The organism is Metabacillus schmidteae, from assembly GCF_903166545.1.
Lineage (GTDB): Bacteria > Bacillota > Bacilli > Bacillales > Bacillaceae > Metabacillus > Metabacillus schmidteae.
Genome location: NZ_CAESCH010000001.1, coordinates 3,787,391 through 3,809,123 on the forward strand (window position 1 = coordinate 3,787,391; position 21,733 = coordinate 3,809,123).

Annotated in this window: 25 protein-coding genes; 1 reads left to right on the forward strand and 24 read right to left on the reverse strand. The window is 36.8% G+C overall.

The features are described from left to right. Positions 1 to 181: 181 nt before the first annotated feature. From HWV59_RS18510 to mce, 18 genes are all read right to left on the reverse strand, one after another. The gene (locus HWV59_RS18510; RefSeq protein WP_407941641.1) at positions 182 to 1,405 is read right to left on the reverse strand and encodes a DNA polymerase IV; all 1,224 of its coding nucleotides are present in this window, start codon (positions 1,403 to 1,405) and stop codon (positions 182 to 184) included. A 112-nt stretch (positions 1,406 to 1,517) separates the two neighbouring features. Then, entirely contained in the window at positions 1,518 to 1,982 is a 465-nt protein-coding gene (locus HWV59_RS18515; protein WP_102229306.1) for a chemotaxis protein CheW, read from the reverse strand. A gap of 115 nt (positions 1,983 to 2,097) precedes the next feature. Further along, the gene (locus HWV59_RS18520) at positions 2,098 to 2,910 is read right to left on the reverse strand and encodes an urease accessory protein UreD (RefSeq protein ID WP_102229307.1); all 813 of its coding nucleotides are present in this window, start codon (positions 2,908 to 2,910) and stop codon (positions 2,098 to 2,100) included. Then, on the reverse strand, positions 2,907 to 3,524 hold the full coding sequence (ureG, locus tag HWV59_RS18525; protein ID WP_102229308.1) for an urease accessory protein UreG: 618 nt from the start codon (positions 3,522 to 3,524) through the stop codon (positions 2,907 to 2,909). Before ureG ends, HWV59_RS18520 begins: the two co-directional genes overlap by 4 nt. A 21-nt stretch (positions 3,525 to 3,545) precedes the next feature. Next, complete coding sequence (locus HWV59_RS18530; RefSeq protein WP_175639736.1) at positions 3,546 to 4,232, reverse strand: urease accessory protein UreF; 687 nt, start codon at positions 4,230 to 4,232, stop codon at positions 3,546 to 3,548. Further along, positions 4,225 to 4,671, reverse strand: coding sequence for an urease accessory protein UreE (gene ureE, locus HWV59_RS18535; RefSeq protein WP_102229310.1), 447 nt, complete (start codon positions 4,669 to 4,671; stop codon positions 4,225 to 4,227). Before ureE ends, HWV59_RS18530 begins: the two co-directional genes overlap by 8 nt. 9 nt (positions 4,672 to 4,680) lie before the next feature. Beyond that, positions 4,681 to 6,387: an urease subunit alpha gene (gene ureC / locus HWV59_RS18540; protein ID WP_102229311.1), complete on the reverse strand. Its 1,707-nt coding sequence runs from the start codon at positions 6,385 to 6,387 to the stop codon at positions 4,681 to 4,683. 2 nt (positions 6,388 to 6,389) lie between these two features. Then, a complete protein-coding gene (locus HWV59_RS18545; protein ID WP_102229312.1) occupies positions 6,390 to 6,707 on the reverse strand; it encodes an urease subunit beta in 318 nt (105 codons plus the stop codon). A 21-nt stretch (positions 6,708 to 6,728) separates the two neighbouring features. After that, the gene (locus HWV59_RS18550) at positions 6,729 to 7,031 is read right to left on the reverse strand and encodes an urease subunit gamma (RefSeq protein WP_175639737.1); all 303 of its coding nucleotides are present in this window, start codon (positions 7,029 to 7,031) and stop codon (positions 6,729 to 6,731) included. A gap of 13 nt (positions 7,032 to 7,044) precedes the next feature. Further along, on the reverse strand, positions 7,045 to 7,746 hold the full coding sequence (gene urtE, locus HWV59_RS18555) for an urea ABC transporter ATP-binding subunit UrtE (protein ID WP_102229314.1): 702 nt from the start codon (positions 7,744 to 7,746) through the stop codon (positions 7,045 to 7,047). Between the two features lies 1 nt (position 7,747). Next, positions 7,748 to 8,491 (reverse strand): urea ABC transporter ATP-binding protein UrtD, encoded by a 744-nt coding sequence (gene urtD / locus HWV59_RS18560; RefSeq protein WP_175639738.1) that lies wholly within the window; start codon positions 8,489 to 8,491, stop codon positions 7,748 to 7,750. Beyond that, on the reverse strand, positions 8,466 to 9,539 hold the full coding sequence (urtC, locus tag HWV59_RS18565; RefSeq protein WP_407941642.1) for an urea ABC transporter permease subunit UrtC: 1,074 nt from the start codon (positions 9,537 to 9,539) through the stop codon (positions 8,466 to 8,468). Before urtC ends, urtD begins: the two co-directional genes overlap by 26 nt. A 15-nt stretch (positions 9,540 to 9,554) precedes the next feature. Next, on the reverse strand, positions 9,555 to 10,457 hold the full coding sequence (gene urtB / locus HWV59_RS18570) for an urea ABC transporter permease subunit UrtB (protein ID WP_102229317.1): 903 nt from the start codon (positions 10,455 to 10,457) through the stop codon (positions 9,555 to 9,557). 167 nt (positions 10,458 to 10,624) lie between these two features. Next, positions 10,625 to 11,848, reverse strand: a complete 1,224-nt coding sequence (gene urtA / locus HWV59_RS18575; RefSeq protein WP_175640114.1) for an urea ABC transporter substrate-binding protein — start codon at positions 11,846 to 11,848, stop codon at positions 10,625 to 10,627. A 338-nt stretch (positions 11,849 to 12,186) separates the two neighbouring features. Further along, positions 12,187 to 13,041 (reverse strand): CAP domain-containing protein, encoded by an 855-nt coding sequence (locus HWV59_RS18580; protein ID WP_235991847.1) that lies wholly within the window; start codon positions 13,039 to 13,041, stop codon positions 12,187 to 12,189. A 377-nt stretch (positions 13,042 to 13,418) separates the two neighbouring features. Beyond that, positions 13,419 to 14,540 carry a M20/M25/M40 family metallo-hydrolase gene (locus tag HWV59_RS18585; protein ID WP_175640116.1) on the reverse strand — a complete coding sequence of 374 codons (1,122 nt, stop codon included), beginning with the start codon at positions 14,538 to 14,540 and terminating at the stop codon, positions 13,419 to 13,421. 21 nt (positions 14,541 to 14,561) lie between these two features. Continuing rightward, positions 14,562 to 16,115: an acyl-CoA carboxylase subunit beta gene (locus HWV59_RS18590; RefSeq protein ID WP_175639739.1), complete on the reverse strand. Its 1,554-nt coding sequence runs from the start codon at positions 16,113 to 16,115 to the stop codon at positions 14,562 to 14,564. Then, positions 16,105 to 16,530 (reverse strand): methylmalonyl-CoA epimerase, encoded by a 426-nt coding sequence (gene mce / locus HWV59_RS18595; RefSeq protein ID WP_102229319.1) that lies wholly within the window; start codon positions 16,528 to 16,530, stop codon positions 16,105 to 16,107. The genes HWV59_RS18590 and mce overlap by 11 nt, the downstream gene beginning before the upstream one ends. A 158-nt stretch (positions 16,531 to 16,688) precedes the next feature. Here mce and prli42 point away from each other — a divergent pair, with 158 nt between their 5' ends. Further along, the gene (gene prli42, locus HWV59_RS18600; protein ID WP_175639740.1) at positions 16,689 to 16,781 is read left to right on the forward strand and encodes a stressosome-associated protein Prli42; all 93 of its coding nucleotides are present in this window, start codon (positions 16,689 to 16,691) and stop codon (positions 16,779 to 16,781) included. A gap of 128 nt (positions 16,782 to 16,909) precedes the next feature. Here the strand turns inward: prli42 and HWV59_RS18605 are convergent, their stop codons facing one another. The 6 genes from HWV59_RS18605 to HWV59_RS18630 all read right to left on the reverse strand — a co-directional run bounded on the left by HWV59_RS18605 (position 16,910) and on the right by HWV59_RS18630 (position 21,663). Next, on the reverse strand, positions 16,910 to 17,434 hold the full coding sequence (locus HWV59_RS18605) for a L,D-transpeptidase (protein ID WP_175639741.1): 525 nt from the start codon (positions 17,432 to 17,434) through the stop codon (positions 16,910 to 16,912). Positions 17,435 to 17,472: 38 nt separating this feature from the next. Then, on the reverse strand, positions 17,473 to 18,426 hold the full coding sequence (locus tag HWV59_RS18610) for an aromatic acid exporter family protein (RefSeq protein ID WP_102229321.1): 954 nt from the start codon (positions 18,424 to 18,426) through the stop codon (positions 17,473 to 17,475). A 107-nt stretch (positions 18,427 to 18,533) separates the two neighbouring features. Next, positions 18,534 to 19,256 (reverse strand): amino acid ABC transporter ATP-binding protein, encoded by a 723-nt coding sequence (locus HWV59_RS18615; protein WP_102229322.1) that lies wholly within the window; start codon positions 19,254 to 19,256, stop codon positions 18,534 to 18,536. Continuing rightward, the gene (locus tag HWV59_RS18620; protein WP_175639742.1) at positions 19,249 to 19,911 is read right to left on the reverse strand and encodes an amino acid ABC transporter permease; all 663 of its coding nucleotides are present in this window, start codon (positions 19,909 to 19,911) and stop codon (positions 19,249 to 19,251) included. Before HWV59_RS18620 ends, HWV59_RS18615 begins: the two co-directional genes overlap by 8 nt. Positions 19,912 to 20,032: 121 nt before the next feature. Then, positions 20,033 to 20,827 (reverse strand): transporter substrate-binding domain-containing protein, encoded by a 795-nt coding sequence (locus HWV59_RS18625; protein WP_175639743.1) that lies wholly within the window; start codon positions 20,825 to 20,827, stop codon positions 20,033 to 20,035. Positions 20,828 to 21,225: 398 nt separating this feature from the next. Then, complete coding sequence (locus tag HWV59_RS18630; RefSeq protein ID WP_102229324.1) at positions 21,226 to 21,663, reverse strand: BrxA/BrxB family bacilliredoxin; 438 nt, start codon at positions 21,661 to 21,663, stop codon at positions 21,226 to 21,228. Positions 21,664 to 21,733: the final 70 nt, after the last annotated feature.

Here is a 21,733-nt window from a genome sequence, read left to right on the forward strand (position 1 = left end):
CTTATAGTATGTAAAACTAAACAATTCAAAAAACTTCTACTTATGATAGCGATAAAAAGTTTAGTTTTCAGCCAATAAATGCTAAATTGACACATAATTCGAATTATTTCATTTGACTACAACTTTAAAAATACACATTTTTCTGTAACATTTCAAGTGACTTACCTTATGTAATCGTTTTCTAAGTGAAAAAATCTTTACTAAAGCTCGTTCCTGGAGTTGGCGCTTCTTTTTTCTCTCCTTTGACACCTCTTTTGACTAGCTGATCTCCATATTTTTGATTTATTTGATCAATAACTGAAAGTATGGGCTCATCCTTTGCGTCCTGTTCATATGAAAACAAGTCTAACTGCTTAACAGCATCATCTTTTTCAACTAAATCCTGTCCCGTAATACCCAATAATCGAATTGGCTCTTCATTCCAATGAGCAAAAAAGAGGTCGACTGCTTCTTGGAATATCTCTTTTTCTTCCCCAATGGGATTTTTTAGCTTTTTACTTCTCGTAATGGTCTTTAAATTTCCATAGCGAATTGTTACGAACACTTTCGTTGCAAGAACTTCTTTTCGCTTCATTCGATTCGACACTGAAAGAGATAATTTTCTTAAGACCTCTCTTATTTCATTCTCATTTGTTGTATTTTTAGCTAAGGTGGTAGAATTTCCAATGCTTTTGAAATCGTATATTGAATTAGGATTTACTACTCTATTATCAACACCGTTTGCTTTTTGAATTAGCCTTTCCCCATTAACGCCTAATAGTTTTTTTATTTGTTCCTCATTAGCATGGGCCAAATCATAAATTGTATGTACACCTATTGTGTGAAGCTTTTCAGCAGTCTTCTCTCCAACTCCATGCATTTCATGGACGGGGAGAGGCCATAAAACGTCCGGCATATCCCTTTTCCTTAGGATTGTAATTCCAAGAGGCTTTTTCATATTTGAAGCCATCTTAGCTAAAAATTTATTTGGAGCAATACCGATACTACATGGTAATAACAATTCCTCGATTAATCGGTCCTGGATCAATTTCGCAATTTCCAAAGGCCTTGAGCCTTCAAATTCACTTAAATCGATATATCCCTCATCAATAGAAACAGGTTCTACTAAATGAGTGTATTCTCTTAGTAATTCAAACATCGCTTGTGAGGCTTTACGGTATCGTTCAAAGTTCGGCTTTCGAATGATAAGATCCGGACAAAGTCTACGTGCTTCCCAAAGCGGCATTGTTGCCTTAACACCTTTGGCACGCGCTTCATAGCTGCATGTCACGATAATTCCCTTTCTTTCTTCTACATTCCCAGCAATCGCTAAAGGCTTGTCTTTTAAAGAAGGATCATACGCCATTTCCACAGACGCATAAAAGCTATTCATATCAACGTGAAGGATAACTCTTCGATTTACAATCTGCTCCACAAACAACACCACACTCACAAATTTCATCATTCTTCTTTAGTTTACCATTTTTCTTAAGTGAAATGCTTCTTAGTCTATAAGAAAACAAAATAAAGCCGCCTACTTATGGGCGGCTCATCATCTCTTCCTTCACGATAGCAAAATTCTCAAGACTTTCTATTAAGTAGGTTGGATTAATCAGTGTAATCAAACGCCACTCTATGCTTGCTACTCCGGAAAAATATTTAGTTGATTGAAATGCACCGATCGGAATTGTTTTTAGTTGGTTCTCTTCGATATCGATAATTTCTTTTGCTTCATTTACAATCAGTGCCGCAGAAATATCATCAGACTGAATGACAATCAATTTAACGTTGTTATCAATTGTTATATTTTGATGATAAAAGATTTGATTCGTATCAAGAACCGGTATCAGCTCTCCCCTTACCTTTACTACACCTTTCATATAGACAGGCATATTAGGAATGACATTTATATCCTCTAATTTTTCAATTGAAATGACATGTTCAATAGGTATTCCATACTCTTCATCACTTGTTCGGAACACGACTATTTTTGAAACATCCATATCATCATCTCCTCCATCAATACTTGAGGTGAAATACTAAGACTATCATACTATGAATGTCTTAGTATTTAAAGATGCTATTGTATTTAAACTAGTTTGACATGAGGAAAAATGTCTACCACTTGCGCCATTCAATCATCTCTTTATTATCTAATTGCTGACGAATAACCCCTTCACATAAGGAAAAAATCCCTTCAACATCCGGAGTACTTAATGCCAATACCCTTATTGATAGTCCTTTTGCATTAAGAGCACTAATACCAAATCGCGAGTGATTCACAGAACTCAATTCTGATCTTAATCTTTCAATCAACTGTTCGTCAACTTGAGGATGAATCATAAACAATGTACCGATATGAGTGTAGCCTTCCAACTGCATTAATTGTTGAATATTTTCTCCGGGAATCAATAGCTGATGATCATATACCTGCAATTCACCATCAATAAATATTTTCAGTTTAGAAGAAATCCTTTTATACTGAAACAATCCCCTATCCTCAGACCAACCTGGAGTAATAATATCTGTATAATAAAATGTCGATGTAGACTCCATATATACATTTGTAACTTGAGAAAACCGTGCATCTTTGTATGCAATTAACGGGTCTTGTTTAACAAGTAATTCGCTTCCGTCATGTAAAAAGTAATCCATTTCTTGACGAACACCTAATCGAAGCGACTTGTAAATTTTAGTAGAAGCCTGAGTGGTTAATGCCAGCTTCGCATCCTTCCCAACTACTACCTCAGTTTTATAAGAATCTCCATCTACATAACCGCCACCGACATGGATTAAAGTTAAAAGAGGAAGACCTTCTGGCAAGTATGTTGGTCTAGTAATTTTTAAAACTCCATCAAAAAAGCTATTGCTAACGAAAGAACGGTGATGCTTTTTTTCTACCGTTAGCTCCAGGTAGCCGGTATATGTCATGCCTCAAGACCAACTAAAAAGGCTTCTTTGCGAATCCAGTCGACCACTTCCTTTACCCCGGTACCATCTTTGAGATTTGTAAAAATATATGGGCGATCACCGCGGGATACTAATGTATCTTTTCGCATTACTTCAAGATCTGCTCCTACATATGGTGCTAAATCAATTTTATTAATTATAAACAGGTCAGATTTAATCATTCCCTGCCCACCTTTGCGAGGGATTTTCTCCCCTTGGGCAACATCAATAATATAAATTGAAAAGTCGACCAATTCAGGACTAAAGGTAGCAGCTAAATTATCACCACCACTTTCCACAAAAATCAAATCTAGACTTGGATGGCGGTCATTTAATTCATCAATTGCATCAAAATTCATTGATGCATCTTCTCGAATTGCAGTATGCGGACATCCTCCCGTTTCAACACCGATGATGCGATCTTCCGGTAAGGCACCATTCTTAATTAAAAATTGAGCATCCTCTTTCGTATATATATCATTTGTGATAACCGCGACCTCAAACTCCTTCATTAGCTCTCTTGTTAACTTATCTACCAGCAATGTTTTCCCTGCACCAACAGGTCCTCCGATTCCTATACGAATTGGTTCACTCATATTATTTCATCCTTTCATTTTTCATGACATAAATAGACGAACAGAAAGCTGTTCATGATGCATTTGGGCAATTTCAAGACCAGGTGCACCTGCTCCAAAATCTTCTTCGTCTAAAAACAAAATTTCCTTCACTTTTTCTATTAGATATGGTTGTAATGTAACTAAGATTCTTTGCCCATCTGTCTGACCGATAGGAATTCCTCTTATAGCGTTTTGTACAAGTGATGAAGTGGTAGCAAAAAGATAAGTAGAAAGTGTTGTTTCTATATCAATATCCAACTCCAGACAAACCATCGCATACACAACTGAGCTGTGACCGTAAGCTTGTTTATGTTTGATTTTCCCTTGATACAAATTCAAATGTTCATTCGGGAAGAGCTGGTTCATTACCTTTACCATTTGTCGACCAACTCTTCGATTTCCTTCACGGGTTTCTCTCGCTATAGCAAGAGCATTTAACTCTTTGTCTATTGTCCAGACCGATTCAATCTTATTTGCTTTAATAGATTCATAGACTAACCTGCAGGCAAGACCATCTGTGTAAACAAATTGTGTTTGTAAGTATTGTATAAGTGCTGCCAGAAAGGTATCTTTATTCGTAATTTTATTTTCTTGAATATACGTTTCTATTCCAAAGGAATGTGAAAATGCTCCGGAAGGAAAATTGGAATCACAGATTTGAAGCAGATGAAACAGTTGTTTAGTCATGGGAATGCCCGATATGTTTAAAGGCTTTGCTCATTTTACGTTCTTCTCTTGTGTAAGGTACTCCCAGCTCTTCTAATAACCTTTCAACAAGATAGTCATACTGAACAATCATTTCGTTTTCTTCAAATTGTGCCGGTAAATGGCGGTTACCAAGTTGATGAGCAATTTCTCCCATTTGTAAAATACTTATTGGTTGAATGACAATAACATCATCAGCAAGCACACTTATAATGATAGAGTTTTTTTCATCGTGGTACAGAATGTCCCCGTCAACCAGTTCTTTTCCTTGTTTAAGTCGAATGCCCAGTTCATTTCCATGATCTGTTTTTACGCGCTGTATCTTCTTTACTAAATCATCACTTTTTAAATACACACGTTCTACATGATGTGGTGCTTGCTCTAATTCTCTTACGTTTCCTATAATCTGTTCAATAATCATCATTTCACCTCAAAATAAAAAGTATCGTTGTGCTAATGAAACCTTCTCATCAGGTTCACAGGTAATTAACTCTCCATCAACCATAACCTCATAGGTCTGAGGGTCCACTTCAATGGATGGTGTTTCTCCGTTTAATTTCATATCCTTCTTTTTAAGTTGGCGAATATTTTTTACCACACCAATCTTTTTTTCAAGTCCAAGTAACCCATGAATATTCTTGTCAAAAGCAGCTTTGGACAGAAATGTCATCGAGGTTGAATGCTTTGCCTTGCCAAAACTCGCAAACATAGGACGATATAATGCGGGCTGCGGGGTTGGAATAGATGCATTTGGATCTCCCATTACACTCCATACAATCATCCCTCCTTTAACAACCAATTCCGGTTTAGCCCCAAAAAATGCCGGATTCCACAAGACAAAATCAGCCATTTTCCCGACTTCTATCGAACCTACATACTCAGAAATTCCATGTGTGATAGCTGGATTGATGGTATATTTTGCTATATATCTTTTTGCTCTAACGTTATCATTTTCTTCACCTTCAACAAGTTCTCCCCGTTGCCGCTTCATCTTATCAGCTGTTTGCCATGTTCTTGAGATTACTTCACCTACTCTTCCCATCGCCTGGGAATCGGAGCTAATCATGCTAAAAACACCTAAATCATGAAGAATGTCCTCTGCAGCAATCGTTTCTTTCCGAATACGAGAGTCTGCAAAAGCCAAATCCTCCGGAACGGAAGGGTCTAAATGATGACAAACCATCAACATATCTAAATGTTCTGCAATGGTATTCACTGTATAGGGACGTGTCGGATTTGTTGAAGATGGAAGTATATTCGGGTAAGATGCTGCCTTTATGATGTCAGGGGCATGACCTCCACCAGCACCTTCTGTATGATAGGTATGTATCACACGCCCATCAATAGCTTTTAATGTATCCTCTACAAAGCCACCTTCATTAAGAGTGTCAGTATGAATCGCGATTTGAATATCATATTTATCAGCTACTGATAATGCTTTATCTATATTGGAAGTTGTGGTTCCCCAATCTTCATGAAGCTTAAGGCCAATAGCACCTGCTTGAATTTGTTCAATAAGTGCCTCTTCGTTGGAAGCGTTACCTTTTCCGAGAAAACCCAAGTTAACAGGAAACTCCTCAGCAGCTTTTAGCATTTGGTGAATATTCCACGCACCAGGTGTACAAGTTGTCGCATTAGTTCCGGTTGCCGGACCGGTTCCCCCTCCAATCATCGTAGTCATACCTGATTCAATTGCCGTTTGGATTTGTTGAGGGCAAATAAAATGGATATGAGCATCAATTCCTCCTGCCGTTACAATCATTCCCTCTGCAGCAATCACCTCTGTTGAAGCACCTATGACAATATCAACTGAATCCATAATAAGAGGGTTTCCGGCCTTCCCAATCGATATGATTATCCCCTCTTTAATACCAATATCCGCCTTGTAAATTCCTGTATAATCAAGGATTAGAGCATTCGTTACAACAAGATCAACTACTTCTTCTCTTGTTGCTAATGGATGCTGTCCCATTCCATCACGTATTACTTTCCCACCACCAAATTTCACTTCATCACCGTAAGTGGTAAAATCCTTCTCAACTTCAATGAATAATTCCGTGTCTCCAAGTCTTACCTGGTCACCAACCGTTGGACCAAACATGTCCGCATATTGATGTCTTGACATACGAAAGCTCATAGCTACACTCCCTTATCTAGTGCATCATTTGTTAAATTATTTAACCCAAATATTTTTCTTTCACCTGAAAAAGAAATGAGCTCGATTATTTTTTTATCTCCTGGTTCAAATCGAACAGCTGTACCGGCTGGTATATTTAATCTTTTTCCATAAGATTTCTTCCGTTCAAATTCCAGTGAACGATTCACTTCATAAAAATGAAAATGGGAACCTATTTGCACAGGACGATCACCATTGTTTACTACTTCCAGTCGTATCGTTTGTTTATGTTGGTTACAGAAAATTGGTTCTTGTTTTAACTTGAGCTCTCCTGGTATCATTTTCTCACTCCTTTTAGAAGGTTATTGAATAGGTTCATGAACTGTCACTAACTTCGTACCGTCCGGAAACGTTGCTTCAACCTGAATATCATTAATCATTTCAGGAATACCTTCCATCACGTCGTCTCTCGATAGAATTTGACGCCCATACTGCATTAATTCTGATACCGTTCTTCCATCACGTGCTCCTTCTAGTACCTCATAGGTTAAAATAGCGATAGCCTCCGGATAGTTAAGCTTTAAGCCTCTTTGTTGTCGCCGCCTCGCTAAATCTGCTGCCACAACGATCATCAGTTTTTCTTGCTCACGAGAAGTAAGCTTCATTTCGTATTCCCCCTTATACAGCTAAGTGACTTTGAAGGTCCTCTTCATTTATGTTGTCACAACTTCCACTCATAACCATTCTGCCTCTATCAAGAATATAGAACTGATCTGCACACGATAATACCGCATCTAGATTATGTTCTACCAATATAATCCCTATCTTTTTTTCCTGGGCGATTTGAACAAGCACATCCTGGATCAATTGAACAATAGAAGGCTGGATACCTTCCATAGGCTCATCTAATAGTAATAGCTTCGGATTTGATACTAAGGCTCTTGCTATTGCCAATTGTTGCTGCTGGCCGCCACTTAAATCTCCGCCTTTGCGATCTATCATTTCTTTTAATACTGGAAACCATTTGAAAATTTCCTCCGGAATTGTTGAAGAGCGTTGAGCTTTTGGTAATGCCTCCATTCCTAATAGCAGATTTTCTCTAATTGATAGATCAGAAAAGATTTCTCTACCTTGTGGAACATAAGCAATCCCAGCTCTTGCACGATGTTCTGGTCTTTCCCTTTTAAAATTCTTTCCTTCATACTGAATAGTCCCGCTTGTCATAGGCAATAGACCCATTAATACTTTCATTAATGTTGTTTTCCCTACACCATTTCGTCCAAGAAGACCAACAATTTTTCCCTCCGGTATCTCAAAATCTACATTCCGTAAAATAATAGTCTCATCATATCCCGCTTGCAGGTTTGAAACATGAAGCATATTACCCGCTCCTTCCTAGATATACATTCTTCACTTCTTCATTTTCCTGAATATCCTTCATTTCACCCTGACAAAGCACCTTCCCTTCGTGCATGACCACGACTTTAGTAGAATATTTTCGTACAAAATCCATATCATGCTCTACAATTAAAACAGAACATTCTTTGGAAATTTCTAAAATTAATTCACCTGTTTTTGTTCTTTCTTCACCAGACATCCCTGCGATTGGTTCATCTAATAATAATAATGTGGGTTCCTGAATTAATTGCATTCCGATTTCCAGCCACTGCTTTTGTCCATGTGATAAAGCACCGGCTTTTTCATGCCGAACTTCAAACAATCCTATTTTCTTTAACATCACATCAATTTTGTCCTTTTGTGTATCAGATAATCTCGCGATAAGAATAGAAAATAAATTTTTCTTTTGCTTCATCGCAATCTCTAAATTTTCAAAAGATGTTAAGTGTAAAAAAATACTTGGAGCTTGAAACTTTCGGGCTATTCCTGTTTCTACAATTTTTTGTTCTGGCAGTTTTTCTAATGAAATATCATCTTTAAAGGTGATATTTCCTCCTGTTGCACGGGTTTTCCCACAAATCACATCCAATAATGTCGTCTTCCCTGCTCCATTTGGACCTATTAAAAACAAAACCCCTTTGCTTTCAACATCCAAATTAACTCCTTGCAATGCCTTAAAACCAGAAAAATCTACAACGACATCATGACACGAGAGTATCGACTTCACTTTGATTCGCCTCCTTTACCTTGTCTTTTTTAAAAAATCTCATCTTAATCTTTTCAACTAAGCCAGCTAAACCATTTGGTAAATAAAGAACAACAATAAGGAATAGCGCACCTAGGAAGATCGTCCAAAAGTCCGGATATGTTTCACTCAAAAAGCTTTTGGCTGTATTTGTTAAAATAGCTCCAATAACAGCACCTAAAATGGAATGACGACCTCCAATTGCTACCCATAGGACCATTTCAATTGAAGGAATGATTCCCATCATCTCCGGTGTAATAATACCAACCTGTAATACGAAAAGAGCTCCAGCCACTCCTGCAAATGCTGCAGATAAAGCATATATAAACACTTTATAAAATGTAGGATTATAACCGAGGAAACGAAGGCGGTTTTCTCCATCTCGAATCGCAATAAGCAACCTTCCAAATCGAGACTTTGTTAACACTAACGCCACTCCCATAATGACCGCTAATAACCCAACTGTTACAAAATATAAGATTCTCTTTGTTCCAGGATCTGCTAATGGGACTTGAAAGATTGTAAAAAAGTTGGTCAATCCACTTGTACCGCCAGTAATGTGTTGTCCACCAATAAACAAAGTAACCGTCACAACAACAACCGCCTGAGATATCAGTGAAAAAAACACCCCTTTAATTCGATTTTTAAATGTAAAATACCCAATCACCGCTGCAATGATAAACGGGAGCAATATAGCTGCTGAAATGGCAAAGAGCGGATTTTTAAATAATGTCCATACAAAAGGTATTTCCGTAATCCCGTTCCATTCCATAAAATCGGGAATTCCTGACGGCGATGCTTCAAGCTTTAAATACATTGCCATACAATAAGCACCCAGCCCAAAAAACACACCATGCCCTAAGCTTAAGATACCGGTAAATCCCCAAATTAAGCTTATTCCAACTGCGATTATTGCAAAGCACAAAAACTTTGCCAATAAACCTATTCTAAACTCGGAAAGTAGCAATGGAGCTACAAGTAACATAAGAAAAAAAACTCCATAATAAGCCCCTTGACTATATTTTTTAATCATATTACACCTCCGTTAGTCTAATGCTCGAACCTTTACATTGACGAGACCCGTTGGCTTCCACTGAAGGAAAAGAATAATAAAGGCAAAAACAATTACTTTCGCAATTGTTGCACTAGTAGATAGCTCAACAAATGTACTTAAAACACCCAAGATTAACGCCGCTAAGATCGTGCCTTTTAGTTTTCCAACTCCACCTAAAATAACAATCATAAAAGCATCTACAATATAAGAAGTGCCAAGTGTTGGACCAATAGAACCGATTAACGTTAAGGAACAACCTGCAACCCCGGCAAATCCACTCCCCAGTGCAAAAGCCGTACTATCGACACTTCTAGTTGAGACACCTAGGCAAGACGCCATATTACGATTTAACGTTACTGCTTTCATTCTTCTTCCTGAAGAGGTTTTATATAGATATATAAACAACATTAAAATGCTTACGAGAACAAGGGCGATAATAAATAAACGTTTATACGGGAAAGTAAGTCCTGCTACAGTAAGCCCACCATTTAACCATTCAGGTGCTACAACCGCAACATTTGGCGCACCAAAAATCGACCGGGCAGTTTGCTGCAATATAAGACTTACTCCCCATGTTGCCAGCAGGCTATCAAGTGGTCGTTCATAGAGAAATCTTACAATTGTTTTCTCCATAATAAGACCAATAAGTGCAGCAATTAAAAAGGATAAAGGAATTGAAAGAATAAAATAGTAGTCAAATAATGATTTTGGGAGATATTGAACAAACACTTGCTGGAGTACATAGGTGGTATATGCTCCAATCATGATAAATTCTCCATGAGCCATATTAATAATATTCATAAGACCGAATGTAATAGCGAGACCAAGCGCAATCAATAATAAAATTGATCCAAGACTAAGCCCATTGAATAATTGTGAAATAATAATCGACAAGGACTTTTCCTCCTTTTCTGTGAAGATAATAGTTAAGCGGGATCAGATAATCACGCTAGCAAATCATTTTCAAAAGGTACATTGTTATATCTAACCCTGATTTGCTCGTTACCTTCTTACCATTTAGATACCTAGCCAGCAATCAGACTAGGTATCTATTACTTTACTTATTCCGGACTTAAACCTTCAGCCCAGTCATAAGACTTTAAGTATGGATCAGGCTTTACCTGCTCACCAGAATTCCAAACTTCCTTGAATTGCCCATCTGCCTGAACTTCTCCGATACGAACAGTCTTATAAATATGCTGTGTTTCACCGTCAATTTTCACAACACCACCCGGTGCTTTGAATTCGATGCCATCTGACGCTTCCTTTACTTTATCTACTTCAAAGGAGCCGGCTTTTTCAACTGCTTCTTTCCATAAATAAACAGCAATATAAGCTGCTTCAATCGGATCACCAGTTACTCTGTCTTCACCATATTTAGCTTTATAATTCTCAACAAAAGTCTTATTCTCTGGAGTATCTGTTGTTTGATAATAATTCCATGCTGCATAATGTCCTTCTAATACATCTGTTCCAATTCCACGAATTTCTTCTTCAGCTACACTTACTGACATAACAGGAATGTCTTCAGGAGTTATTCCTGCATCTTTAAGTTGTTTGAAGAAAGCAACATTACTGTCTCCATTTAACGTATTGAATATAGCATCTGGTTTTTCTGCTTTTATCTTACTAATAATGGTGTTGTAATCTGTGTGTCCGAGAGGTGTGTATTCTTCTGCAACTACTGTTCCTCCTTTTGCTTTAAGTTGTGCATTCACAATTTTATTTGCTGTACGAGGAAATACATAATCAGATCCTACTAAGAAAATATTTTTACCTTGATTTTCCAACATCCAATCGATAGCAGGGACAATTTGTTGATTGGTTGTAGCACCTGTATAAAAAATATTTGGAGATTGTTCCATCCCCTCGTACTGAACTGGATACCATAATAAACCATTATTTTGTTCTACAACTGGAAGCATTGCTTTACGGCTTGCAGAAGTCCATCCACCAAAAATGGTTGCTACTTTATCTTGTTGAAGAAGTTTTCTTGCCTTTTCTGCGAAAGTTGGCCAGTCCGAAGCTCCATCTTCAACGATTGGCTCGATCTGCTTTCCTAATACTCCACCTGCAGCATTAATTTCCTCAATTGCCATTAACTCTGCATCACGTAAGGAAACCTCACTTATCGCCATCGTTCCACTTAAAGAATGTAAAATACCGACTTGAACTGTATCACTGTCAGTACTAGTTGTTGCGGATGAATTACTTGATTCATTTTCCGAGGTCGGATTACTCGTCTGGGCTGCACAAGCACCTAGCATAAATACAGACATAATCATAGCTAAAATCCCTTTTTTTACTTTCAACACATCAACACTCCCTTTTTCTGTAATATAACTAACAACAAAAGACATAAACCCTAACCTAATATGTAAGAAAAGTTAACATTTATATATTCACATTATACAGAATTTCCCTAACTAAACAATATTTTTTTGTAATTTTTCAAAAACTTTTAATGTAATCGCTAACATATAGAGTGGTTCTATCCTTCGTTTTATGTAATAATTCAATAATTACGTCATATTTTATTACAAGCATTTTCAGCATCGTTAACCATCTACTGTCAAATTTTTCAAAATAAAGAGGCTATCTAATACAGATAGCCTCAGTCTGGTTATTTTCCAATAAACATTTGCGTCCAGTGATGACCATTAGAGTCATAACCAATCCCAATATGGGTAAAATCTTTACTTAAAATATTCTTTCTGTGCCCTTCACTATTCATCCATGCCTGAACAACTTCTTGTGCTGAGCGTTGACCTTGGGCAATGTTCTCTCCAGCCGTTTTATACGTCACACCAAAATCTCTCATCATATCAAACGGAGAACCATAGGTAGGACTTGTATGTGAGAAATAGTTATTTTGACGCATATCTTCAGATTTTTTCTGAGCTACGCCACTTAATTGCGTGTCTGCTTTAAGTGCTGGTAATCCATTTTTCTTTCTTTCAGCATTTGTTAAATCAATTACCTGTTGTGCAACTTGACTAACCCCTTGACCCTGAGACTTATTTTCCTTTGGAGCTTCAGCTGGTGCTTGTTTTTGCTGCTGTTCAGGAGCTTGCTCTTTTGGTTGGGCAGGCGCTTGCTCTTGTTGCTGAGTAGGTGCTTGCTCTTTTGGTTGGGCAGGCGCTTGCTCTTGTTGCTGAGCAGGTGCTTGATTTTGTTGTTGATTAGTTTGAGCTTGTTGATCAGTAGGTGCCTGCTGTCTGTCTGCAGCCTGTTGTTGTTGTGATTGACCTTGCAGAGCAAACTGATTACCATATTGAAGAGCTCTCTCTTTTTGTTGATCAATAAATTGACGTGCCTGCTGTTCAGCTTCTTCTTTAGAATTAGCTCTTATAAATTTAAATTTAGCATCTTGTACAGCAATAGCTCTTGTATGCGGATATTCTTTACTTGTTAAATCTGTTTTTGAGCTTGAAATAGTCATGTTATTAGGATCTCTTGTTGGCATCCGATCTCTCATATAACCGAAATCATCATTTACCCTATTGTTTTCAGGGTGGCGGGTATCGATGTCTCTTGCTAATGGACCATAACTACGGCCATTATAATTTACATTTTCTGCAACATCGACATTATTGTCTCTATATTCACCATCTAATGCACCTTCATTGTTGTTACATGCGACTAATCCAACAATCATCACACTAGTTGCAACTAATCCAAGCTTCTTTTTTATCAATCCAAACCCCTCCTTTATTAAAATCACCTACCTTTATATTTTCTTTATTTTTGAAAAAACTATTGATGGTAATAAACTTGTGAAATGGAGGATTACATACAATTTGGGTAAGAAACACCAAAAAGGCTGCCTTATATAAAAGGCAACCTTTTTCTTAATTACTGTTGTGCAACTTCTTGAATAATTGCTAAAACCAACTCAGCTGTTTTTTCCAGCTCTTCAATCGGCATCTTCTCATTTGTTGTATGAATTTCTTCATACCCAACCGCTAAATTGACAGTAGGTACTCCATTTCCTGCAATGACATTTGCATCACTACCGCCACCGCTTGTTTGAAGCTCGCTTTGACGTCCAATTTTGGCCGCAGCTCTCTTCGCCACTTCAACTACATGGTCGCCATCACCAAATTTGAAACCAGGGTACATGACGTCTACTTCTACTTCAGCTTTTCCTCCCATTTCAGAAGCAACACTTTCAAATGCATCTTTCATTTTTTTCACTTGTGCTTCCATTTTTTCCGGGATAAGAGATCTAGCTTCAGCCAAAATATGAACAAGATCACAAACAATGTTAGTCTGCGTTCCACCCTCGAAACGACCAATGTTTGCTGTTGTTTCATGATCAATTCTACCTAGAGGCATTTTTGCAATCGCCTTTGCCGCAATAGTAATGGCAGATACACCTTTTTCCGGTGCTACACCAGCATGCGCTGTTTTTCCATAAATGGTCGCTTTCACTTTTGCTTGAGTTGGAGCAGCCACAATGATTGTACCAACTTTACCATCACTATCCAGAGCATATCCGTATTTAGCAGTCATTAAACTAGGATCTAACGCCTTTGCACCTACTAGACCTGACTCTTCACCAGCAGTAATTACAAATTCAATTTTTCCATGAGCAACACTTTGCTCCTTCAGGGTTTTAATCGCCTCAAGCATTGCCGCTAAACCAGCCTTATCATCTGCACCAAGAATCGTCGTTCCATCTGTCACTACATACCCATCTTTAATACTTGGTTTAATTCCTTTACCCGGAACAACCGTGTCCATGTGAGAAGTAAAATAAATGGTATCAACATTTTCTGCTGTTGCTTCGAGAGTACAGATCAAGTTTCCAGCTCCATGACCAGTTGTTTTCATGGAGTCATCTTCAATTACGTTTAAACCTAGATCTGTAAATTTTTGCTTTAGTACTTTTGCAATTTCTGTTTCAAATTTTGTTTCTGAATCAATTTGAACGAGTTCTAAAAACTCATCAAGTAAGCGTTCTTTATTAATCATCATTTATTACCTCCAATTAAATTAAAGGGGAATATTCCCATGCTTCTTTGTTGGTCTACTTTCTTTTTTGGTTTTTAACATGTCAAGTGCCTGAATAATCTTAATTCGGGTTTCTCGCGGATCAATAACATCATCGACCATTCCTTGACTTGCCGCAACATATGGATTTGCAAACTTTTGACGATATTCCTCAATTTTTTGCGCTCTCGTTTGTTCAGGATTAGCACTTTCTTCAATTTCCTTTGCAAATATAATATTAGCTGCTCCTTGTGGTCCCATTACCGCTATCTCTGCATTTGGCCAAGCAAAAACAAGATCTGCTCCTATTGATTTACTATTCAATGCAACGTATGCACCCCCATAAGCTTTACGTAAGATAATCGTTAACTTGGGAACTGTCGCTTCAGAGTATGCATATAAAATCTTTGCACCATGTCGGATAATACCGCCATGTTCCTGTTTGACACCCGGAAAGAAACCAGTGACATCTTCAAATGTTATGAGTGGAATTTGAAACGAATCACAGAAGCGAATAAACCTGGCTGCTTTATCAGATGAGTCAATATCTAGTCCACCTGCCATATATTTTGGCTGATTACAAACAAGTCCCACTACCTCTCCCTTTATTCTCGCTAATCCAATTACGATGTTTTTGGCAAAGTTTTTATGTATTTCAAAAAAAGAGTCTTTATCAACAACCTGTTCAACTACGAGTCGAACATCGTAAGGACGAACAGTGTCAAAAGGAATAACCTCTGTTAAATCAGGGCGATAATCTGATTCCCCATTATATTGAGAGACTGGTGGTTTTTGTTCATTATTTTGTGGTAAATAACATAATAAATTCCGTACTTGGTTTAGTACTTCCTTTTCAGTTTCTCCAGAAAAATGAGCATTACCACTTATTGTATTATGTACAGTAGCTCCTCCTAAATCCTCGGAGCTTATCTTTTCACCTGTTACAGTTTCAATCACTTTTGGTCCTGTAATAAACATCTGACTTGTCTTTTCCACCATAAACACAAAATCTGTAATTGCGGGTGAGTAGACCGCTCCGCCAGCACATGGCCCAAGAATGACAGAAATTTGAGGAATCACACCTGAGTAGATCGTGTTTCTGTAAAAAATTTGTCCGTAACCATCTAATGATACCACACCTTCCTGTATTCTCGCACCGCCTGAGTCGTTGAGTCCAATAAAAGGTGTGCCGTTTTTTGCAGCTAGATCCATGACAGCAGCAATCTTCTTTGCATGCATTTCACCCAATGCTCCTCCAAAAACGGTAAAATCCTGAGAAAATAAATATACTGGCCTTCCATGTACTTTACCGAATCCTGTAACAACTCCATCACCAGGACCTTTTTTAGAGGAAAGTCCAAAGTCATTGCACCTATGCTCAATAAATGGATTGATTTCAACGAATGATCCTTCATCAAGTAATAGATCAATTCTCTCTCTAGCCGTTAGTTTTCCCTTTTCGTGTTGTTTTTCTACTTTTTTATCCCCACCGCCAAGTTCCACTTCACGTCTTCTATCGTATAATTCATTTATCTTGTCATAAATATCATGATTCATTCCGCTCACCCCCATCATTTTTTTCACATAATTCAACCAATACGTTTTTAGCTGCTTTGGGATGTAGAAATGCAATTTGAAAATTAGCCGCTCCCATTCGAGGTACTTCATCAATAAGGGGAATACCGTTTGTTTTTAATTCTACTAGTCGAGAGGAAAGATCATTCACTCCAAATGCTATATGATGGATACCTTCTCCTTTTTTTTGCAAAAAATTTGCTATTGGACTTTCGGATGACATTGGTTCCAGTAATTCAATCTTTGTTTCCTCAGCTGATAAAAATGCAACTTTAACTTGCTGTGAGTGAACCTCTTCCGTTCCTATATATTTCAACCGCAAAACATCCTTATAAAAAGGCAATGCTTCTTCAATTGAATAAACAGCAATTCCAATATGATCAATTTTCTTTACCATTTGTAACCCCACCTTTTCATGAAAGCGTTATCACAATATAATAATCTTCTCTTCCTAATAAAGAAATCCCTCTTTTTTTGACGAATTTCTTTCACATTTTAATGGTTGTCCGATTGATCCTTTCACGTTAGAATAAGAGTAACAAGGAGTGAAGAAATATGTCCCGAAAAACACAAAAAGTTTTTGTTTATTTAATGATTGGCGTTATGCTGATTACGACTTTACTTGCAGGTGTTTCTGCTTGGTTTTAAGAATAAAAAAAAGATATTGTAAAATACTTGGCATGTCGCTAATTCTTAATGCCTTTGTTTTACTTATACTATCTTCCATAAAATTTTAGACTATCCGATTATATAAAAAAGAGCCTGACCACAATTTATTATTGTGGTTCAGACTCTTTTTTAATAGCTCCATTTTCAACTGCTAACTGCTCAAAAGATAAATCAGAATTTGTAATGAAAACTTTTGTTCCTAAAGGAATATTTTCATAAATAGCTTCCACTACTTTGTTTTGTAATCTTACACATCCTTGAGTAACATAGGAGCCTATTGATTGATCATTGTTTGTCCCGTGTATACCATATGTCCGTCCATCAGTTCCTTCAGCATCAAAGCCTATCCACCTGGTGCCAAGCGGATTCCTTTTATCACCACCAGGTATGTTCTTTTTACGATAATACGGATCAACCGCTTTAACGATAACAGTAAATTCACCTTCAGGAGTATGCTCTTCAGTTATACCTGTTGCGACTTGATAAATCTCTTTTACTTCATTATCATTGACAAACGCCAGTTCATTTGTTTGCTTATTAATAATTAAATACGGATCACCTGGAAGAGGATTTTCACCGAGTGGCCAAATTGGGGATTGAATAATGAAAAGAAAAAGAAGCAAATATCTCATTCAATCAGCATCCTTTTTCCCTTAATATGATCTATAAGTTAGGATTCCATTCCTTTAAACTGACTTTTAATAATGAGATATTGCTCCATCTCTCTTATAAAATGATATAAAGCTGCTCTTGCTTCAAATTCCTCTCTAGTTTTCGGTAATTCCATTTCTTCAAATGACTTCTTCATATTAAAAAGCTGGACTAAAAATTTATGTGCCGTATTTCCAGGATGGATATTTAAACTTAGTTCATGAAGAAAGTCAGCAATCATCTTACTTTGTTCAACTGCAATATGTATAGATGTAATACTCGGAATAACACGCTCAATAATTTCAAATTGCTTTTCTCTCATTTTAAAGTAGTGATAATATGAATTTTCATGGCGCAAAAAATGATTTTCGACATCACGAAATGCTAGTGTTTTAGCCTCATCAATCTGAATTGCTGTTATGGTGATCTCTTTTCCATCCCATTTTCTATCTTTTTCTATTAGATATAGTTCGATTTCACGAAAAATAATTGCTAGATTTTCTTCAATCTGAATTTGATAGTTTTTTAATTTTTTCTCAACACTCGGCATATACAAATTCATGACTAGTGCAACACCAATACCTATTGTCACTAGTAACAATTCATTACCAATAACATGGAACGTAATGTCATTTGTACTATATAGATGAAAAATAACAACCGTACTGGTTACAATTCCTTCTGTAGCTTTCACTTTGACGGTAGTAGGAATAAAGATTAGTAATAAAAAACCAATAACTAACGGATGATAGGCAATTCCCTCAAAGAAAATAAAAGAAAAGATCATGGCAATTGAACAGGCCAGGAACCTTGCCCATGAACTCCTAAGTGATTTCTTTTTTGTAACTTGTATGCAAAGAATTGTGATAATCCCTGCTGAGGTAAAATACTCCAAGCCAATGAACTGTGCCAGTATAACCGCAATCGTAGTACCCAGAGCTGTTTTTAGCGTACGATAACCTATTTTGAACATAAATAACTCCTTAATAAATGATTCTGTTGAATAGTTTACACTATTTAACAAGAAAAAACGAAAAAAGATGATCAACATGACCATCTTTTTCTCTATGACACTTCTGCTTAAAGCATCTTTTCTAAGAACTCTTGTGCACGTTTTGTTTTTGGCGCTGTAAAAAATTCGCCAGGAGGTGCATCCTCTACTAATAATCCTCCGTCTAAGAACAGAACACGATCAGCCACTTCTTTCGCAAAGCCCATTTCATGAGTGACAATCGCCATCGTCATCCCGGTTTGGGCTAAATCCTTCATAACTTCAAGAACTTCTTTTACCATCTCTGGATCAAGTGCTGATGTAGGCTCATCAAATAACATAACATCAGGATTCATCGCAAGAGCTCTCGCAATAGCTACTCTTTGCTTTTGTCCCCCGGATAATCGGTTAGGATATTCAGATGCTTTCTCTAGAAGCCCGACTTTGTTCAATAAATCCATCCCATTTTCCTCAGCTTCTTGTTTGGAAAGACCTTTAACAGTAATTGGCGCATACGTAATATTCCCCAATACAGACTTGTGAGGGAAAAGGTGAAAATGCTGAAACACCATTCCTACATTTTGTCGTACTTTAGCTATATCAGTTTTAGGGTTTGTAATATCGACATCATTGATAAGAATGTTACCTTTTGTTGGTTTTTCCAATAGATTCAAGCATCGCAGAAAGGTTGATTTCCCTGAACCGGAAGGACCTACTATAGCAATGACCTCACCTGAAGCAATTGTTGTTGAAATACCTTTTAATACTTCTAATTTTCCATAGCTTTTATGCAAATTGTTTACTTTAATCACTTCGTCTCATTCTCCCTTCTATTCCTTTACCAAGAAGCGTTAAGAACATGACTAATAGATAATAAATTAACCCTGCAAAAATCAATGGTGCAAAATAGTTATAAGAATCTGCTCCTACTTGATACGCTCTTCTCATAATATCTTGAACACCGATTACCGTTACAATAGCAGATTCTTTTGTTAACGTAATAAATTCATTCATTAGCGCAGGTAAGATGTTTTTAAATGCCTGTGGCAAAATAATATCTTTCATCATTTTTGAATATGGAACACCTAATGCCATAGCTGCCTCTTGCTGGCCCTTATCAATTGCGTTAATTCCAGCACGTATAATCTCTGAAATATATGCCCCTGAATTTAATGTAAATGCGGCAACTGCTGCAGGATAAGGTTCAATTGGAAAACCAAGTATTTGTGGTAAACCAAAATATATAATTAATAATTGTAAAACTAGAGGAGTTCCTCTAAAAATTGATGTATATGCATCCGCAATCCACATTAGCGGTTTAATTCGACTTATCTTAAATAAAGCAAGGATTATTCCCCACACAAATCCAAGTAACAAAGACAGAACAACAATCTTTAAGGTTACCCAGATTCCCTCTAAAATAAAAGGAAGTGATGGGGCAATTGAAGAAAAGTTTAAAAAATCCATTTCCTCTCCAAACTCCTTTCTAATAATAATTTACACTTTAGTATATCATCCACAAAAAAGGGCTGACTCAAGCGAAAGGATTCCCTTCTGAGTTAGCCTCTTTCTATTCATTCAATTTAGCTTATTGTTGCCCGCCGAACCATTTTACAATTAACTCATCAAGCTCGCCGTTTTCTTTCATTTCATTTAATGCTTCATTAAATTCTTGAGTATATTCACTGCCTTTTTGGAACGCAATTGCTGATCCTGCTTCTTCAGATGATTCAAGAGTAAATCCTGTTAATTGATCATCTTTTGCAAAATAACCTTCCGCCACTTTATCCTCAATAATTGCAGCATCAATACGTCCTGACTTCATTTCTTGAACTAATTCAGAGATTTTATTACGATTTTCAATTTTAAGATTTACTTCTTCTGAAATTTCAGTTGCCTTTTCTTCTTGAATGGATCCTAATTGCACACCAATTGTTTTACCTTCTAAATCCTCAATTGTTTTAACCTCATTGTCTTTAAGAGAAACAATCATATGATTTGCACTATAGTAAACATCTGAGAAATCTACGTTTTCTGCACGCTCAGGTGTTGGTGTCATACCGGAAAGAACAATATCAATTTGTTTTGCTTGTAATGCAGGAATCAAACTATTAAAATCCATATCTTGAATTTCAACTTCATATCCTGTTTTTTCTGCTAAAGCATTCACTAAATCAATATCAAAACCGATGATGTCACTACCTTTTGCCGTATCAATATATTCAAAAGGAGGATAGTCAGCTGATGTTGCCATCTTAAGTACTTTTTTGTCCTCTCCTTTTGCTCCTGATGTAGTATCATTTCCTTCTTGCTCTGCGGTTCCGCATGCTGCTAGTAATCCAACAACTAATACGCTTATAATGAATAACGAAATTTTCTTCACTTTAGTTTCCTCCTATAATTTATTATCTTTTTTAGTATTATCTACTTATGTATGATAATCTATCTAATTTTTAGTCGATAATTTGTATTTTATCACAGGTTTATATTTATGCAATGACTATTTATAAAAATGTATTTATAAAAATATTTGGACGATTAAAATTCTTCTGAAAAAATGTATGCAGCATTCATATATTATCCTAAAAAGAAAGAGACATGGAGTTTAACTCCATGTCTCTTTCTTTTTAAATATACCCATCTAGACGATCAGTAAACCCCACTCTTCTAAATTCTAGAGAAGCTAAGAAGATAAATGGAGATAACTGCTCGTTAAGATCCGATAAGTTTCGCTATTATTCAGTGGAGGAGGAAAACCCTCCCACTGAATGAAGTTTCACTTTACACTTCTTCACAATACTCGTCAAAAGCAGATTGTAATTTTGCTACAACTGACATTGGATCGTGTCCTTCAATCTCATGACGTTCAACCATTGTAAGCAGTTTTCCATCCTTCAATAAAGCAAATGATGGAGATGAAGGTGGGTAGCCAGTGAACATTTCACGGGCTTTTGCAGTTGCTTCTTTATCCTGGCCAGCAAATACTGTAACTAGTTGATCAGGGCGTTTGTCATAATGAACAGCATGTGCTGCTGCTGGTCTTGCTATACCGCCAGCACAACCACAAACACTGTTAACCATAACAAGTGTTGTTCCTTTTTTATTTAGTACATCATCAACATCTTCCGGAGTAGTAAGCTCGGTATAACCCGCTGCAACGATTTCTTTACGTGCTTGTTGCACAATATCATTCATAAATAAATTAAAATCCATGTTCAAAATAAATCTCTCCTTTATCATCAATAACTCTATTTTACCAAGCTTTTTATAAAATGAGCAAATAGATCGC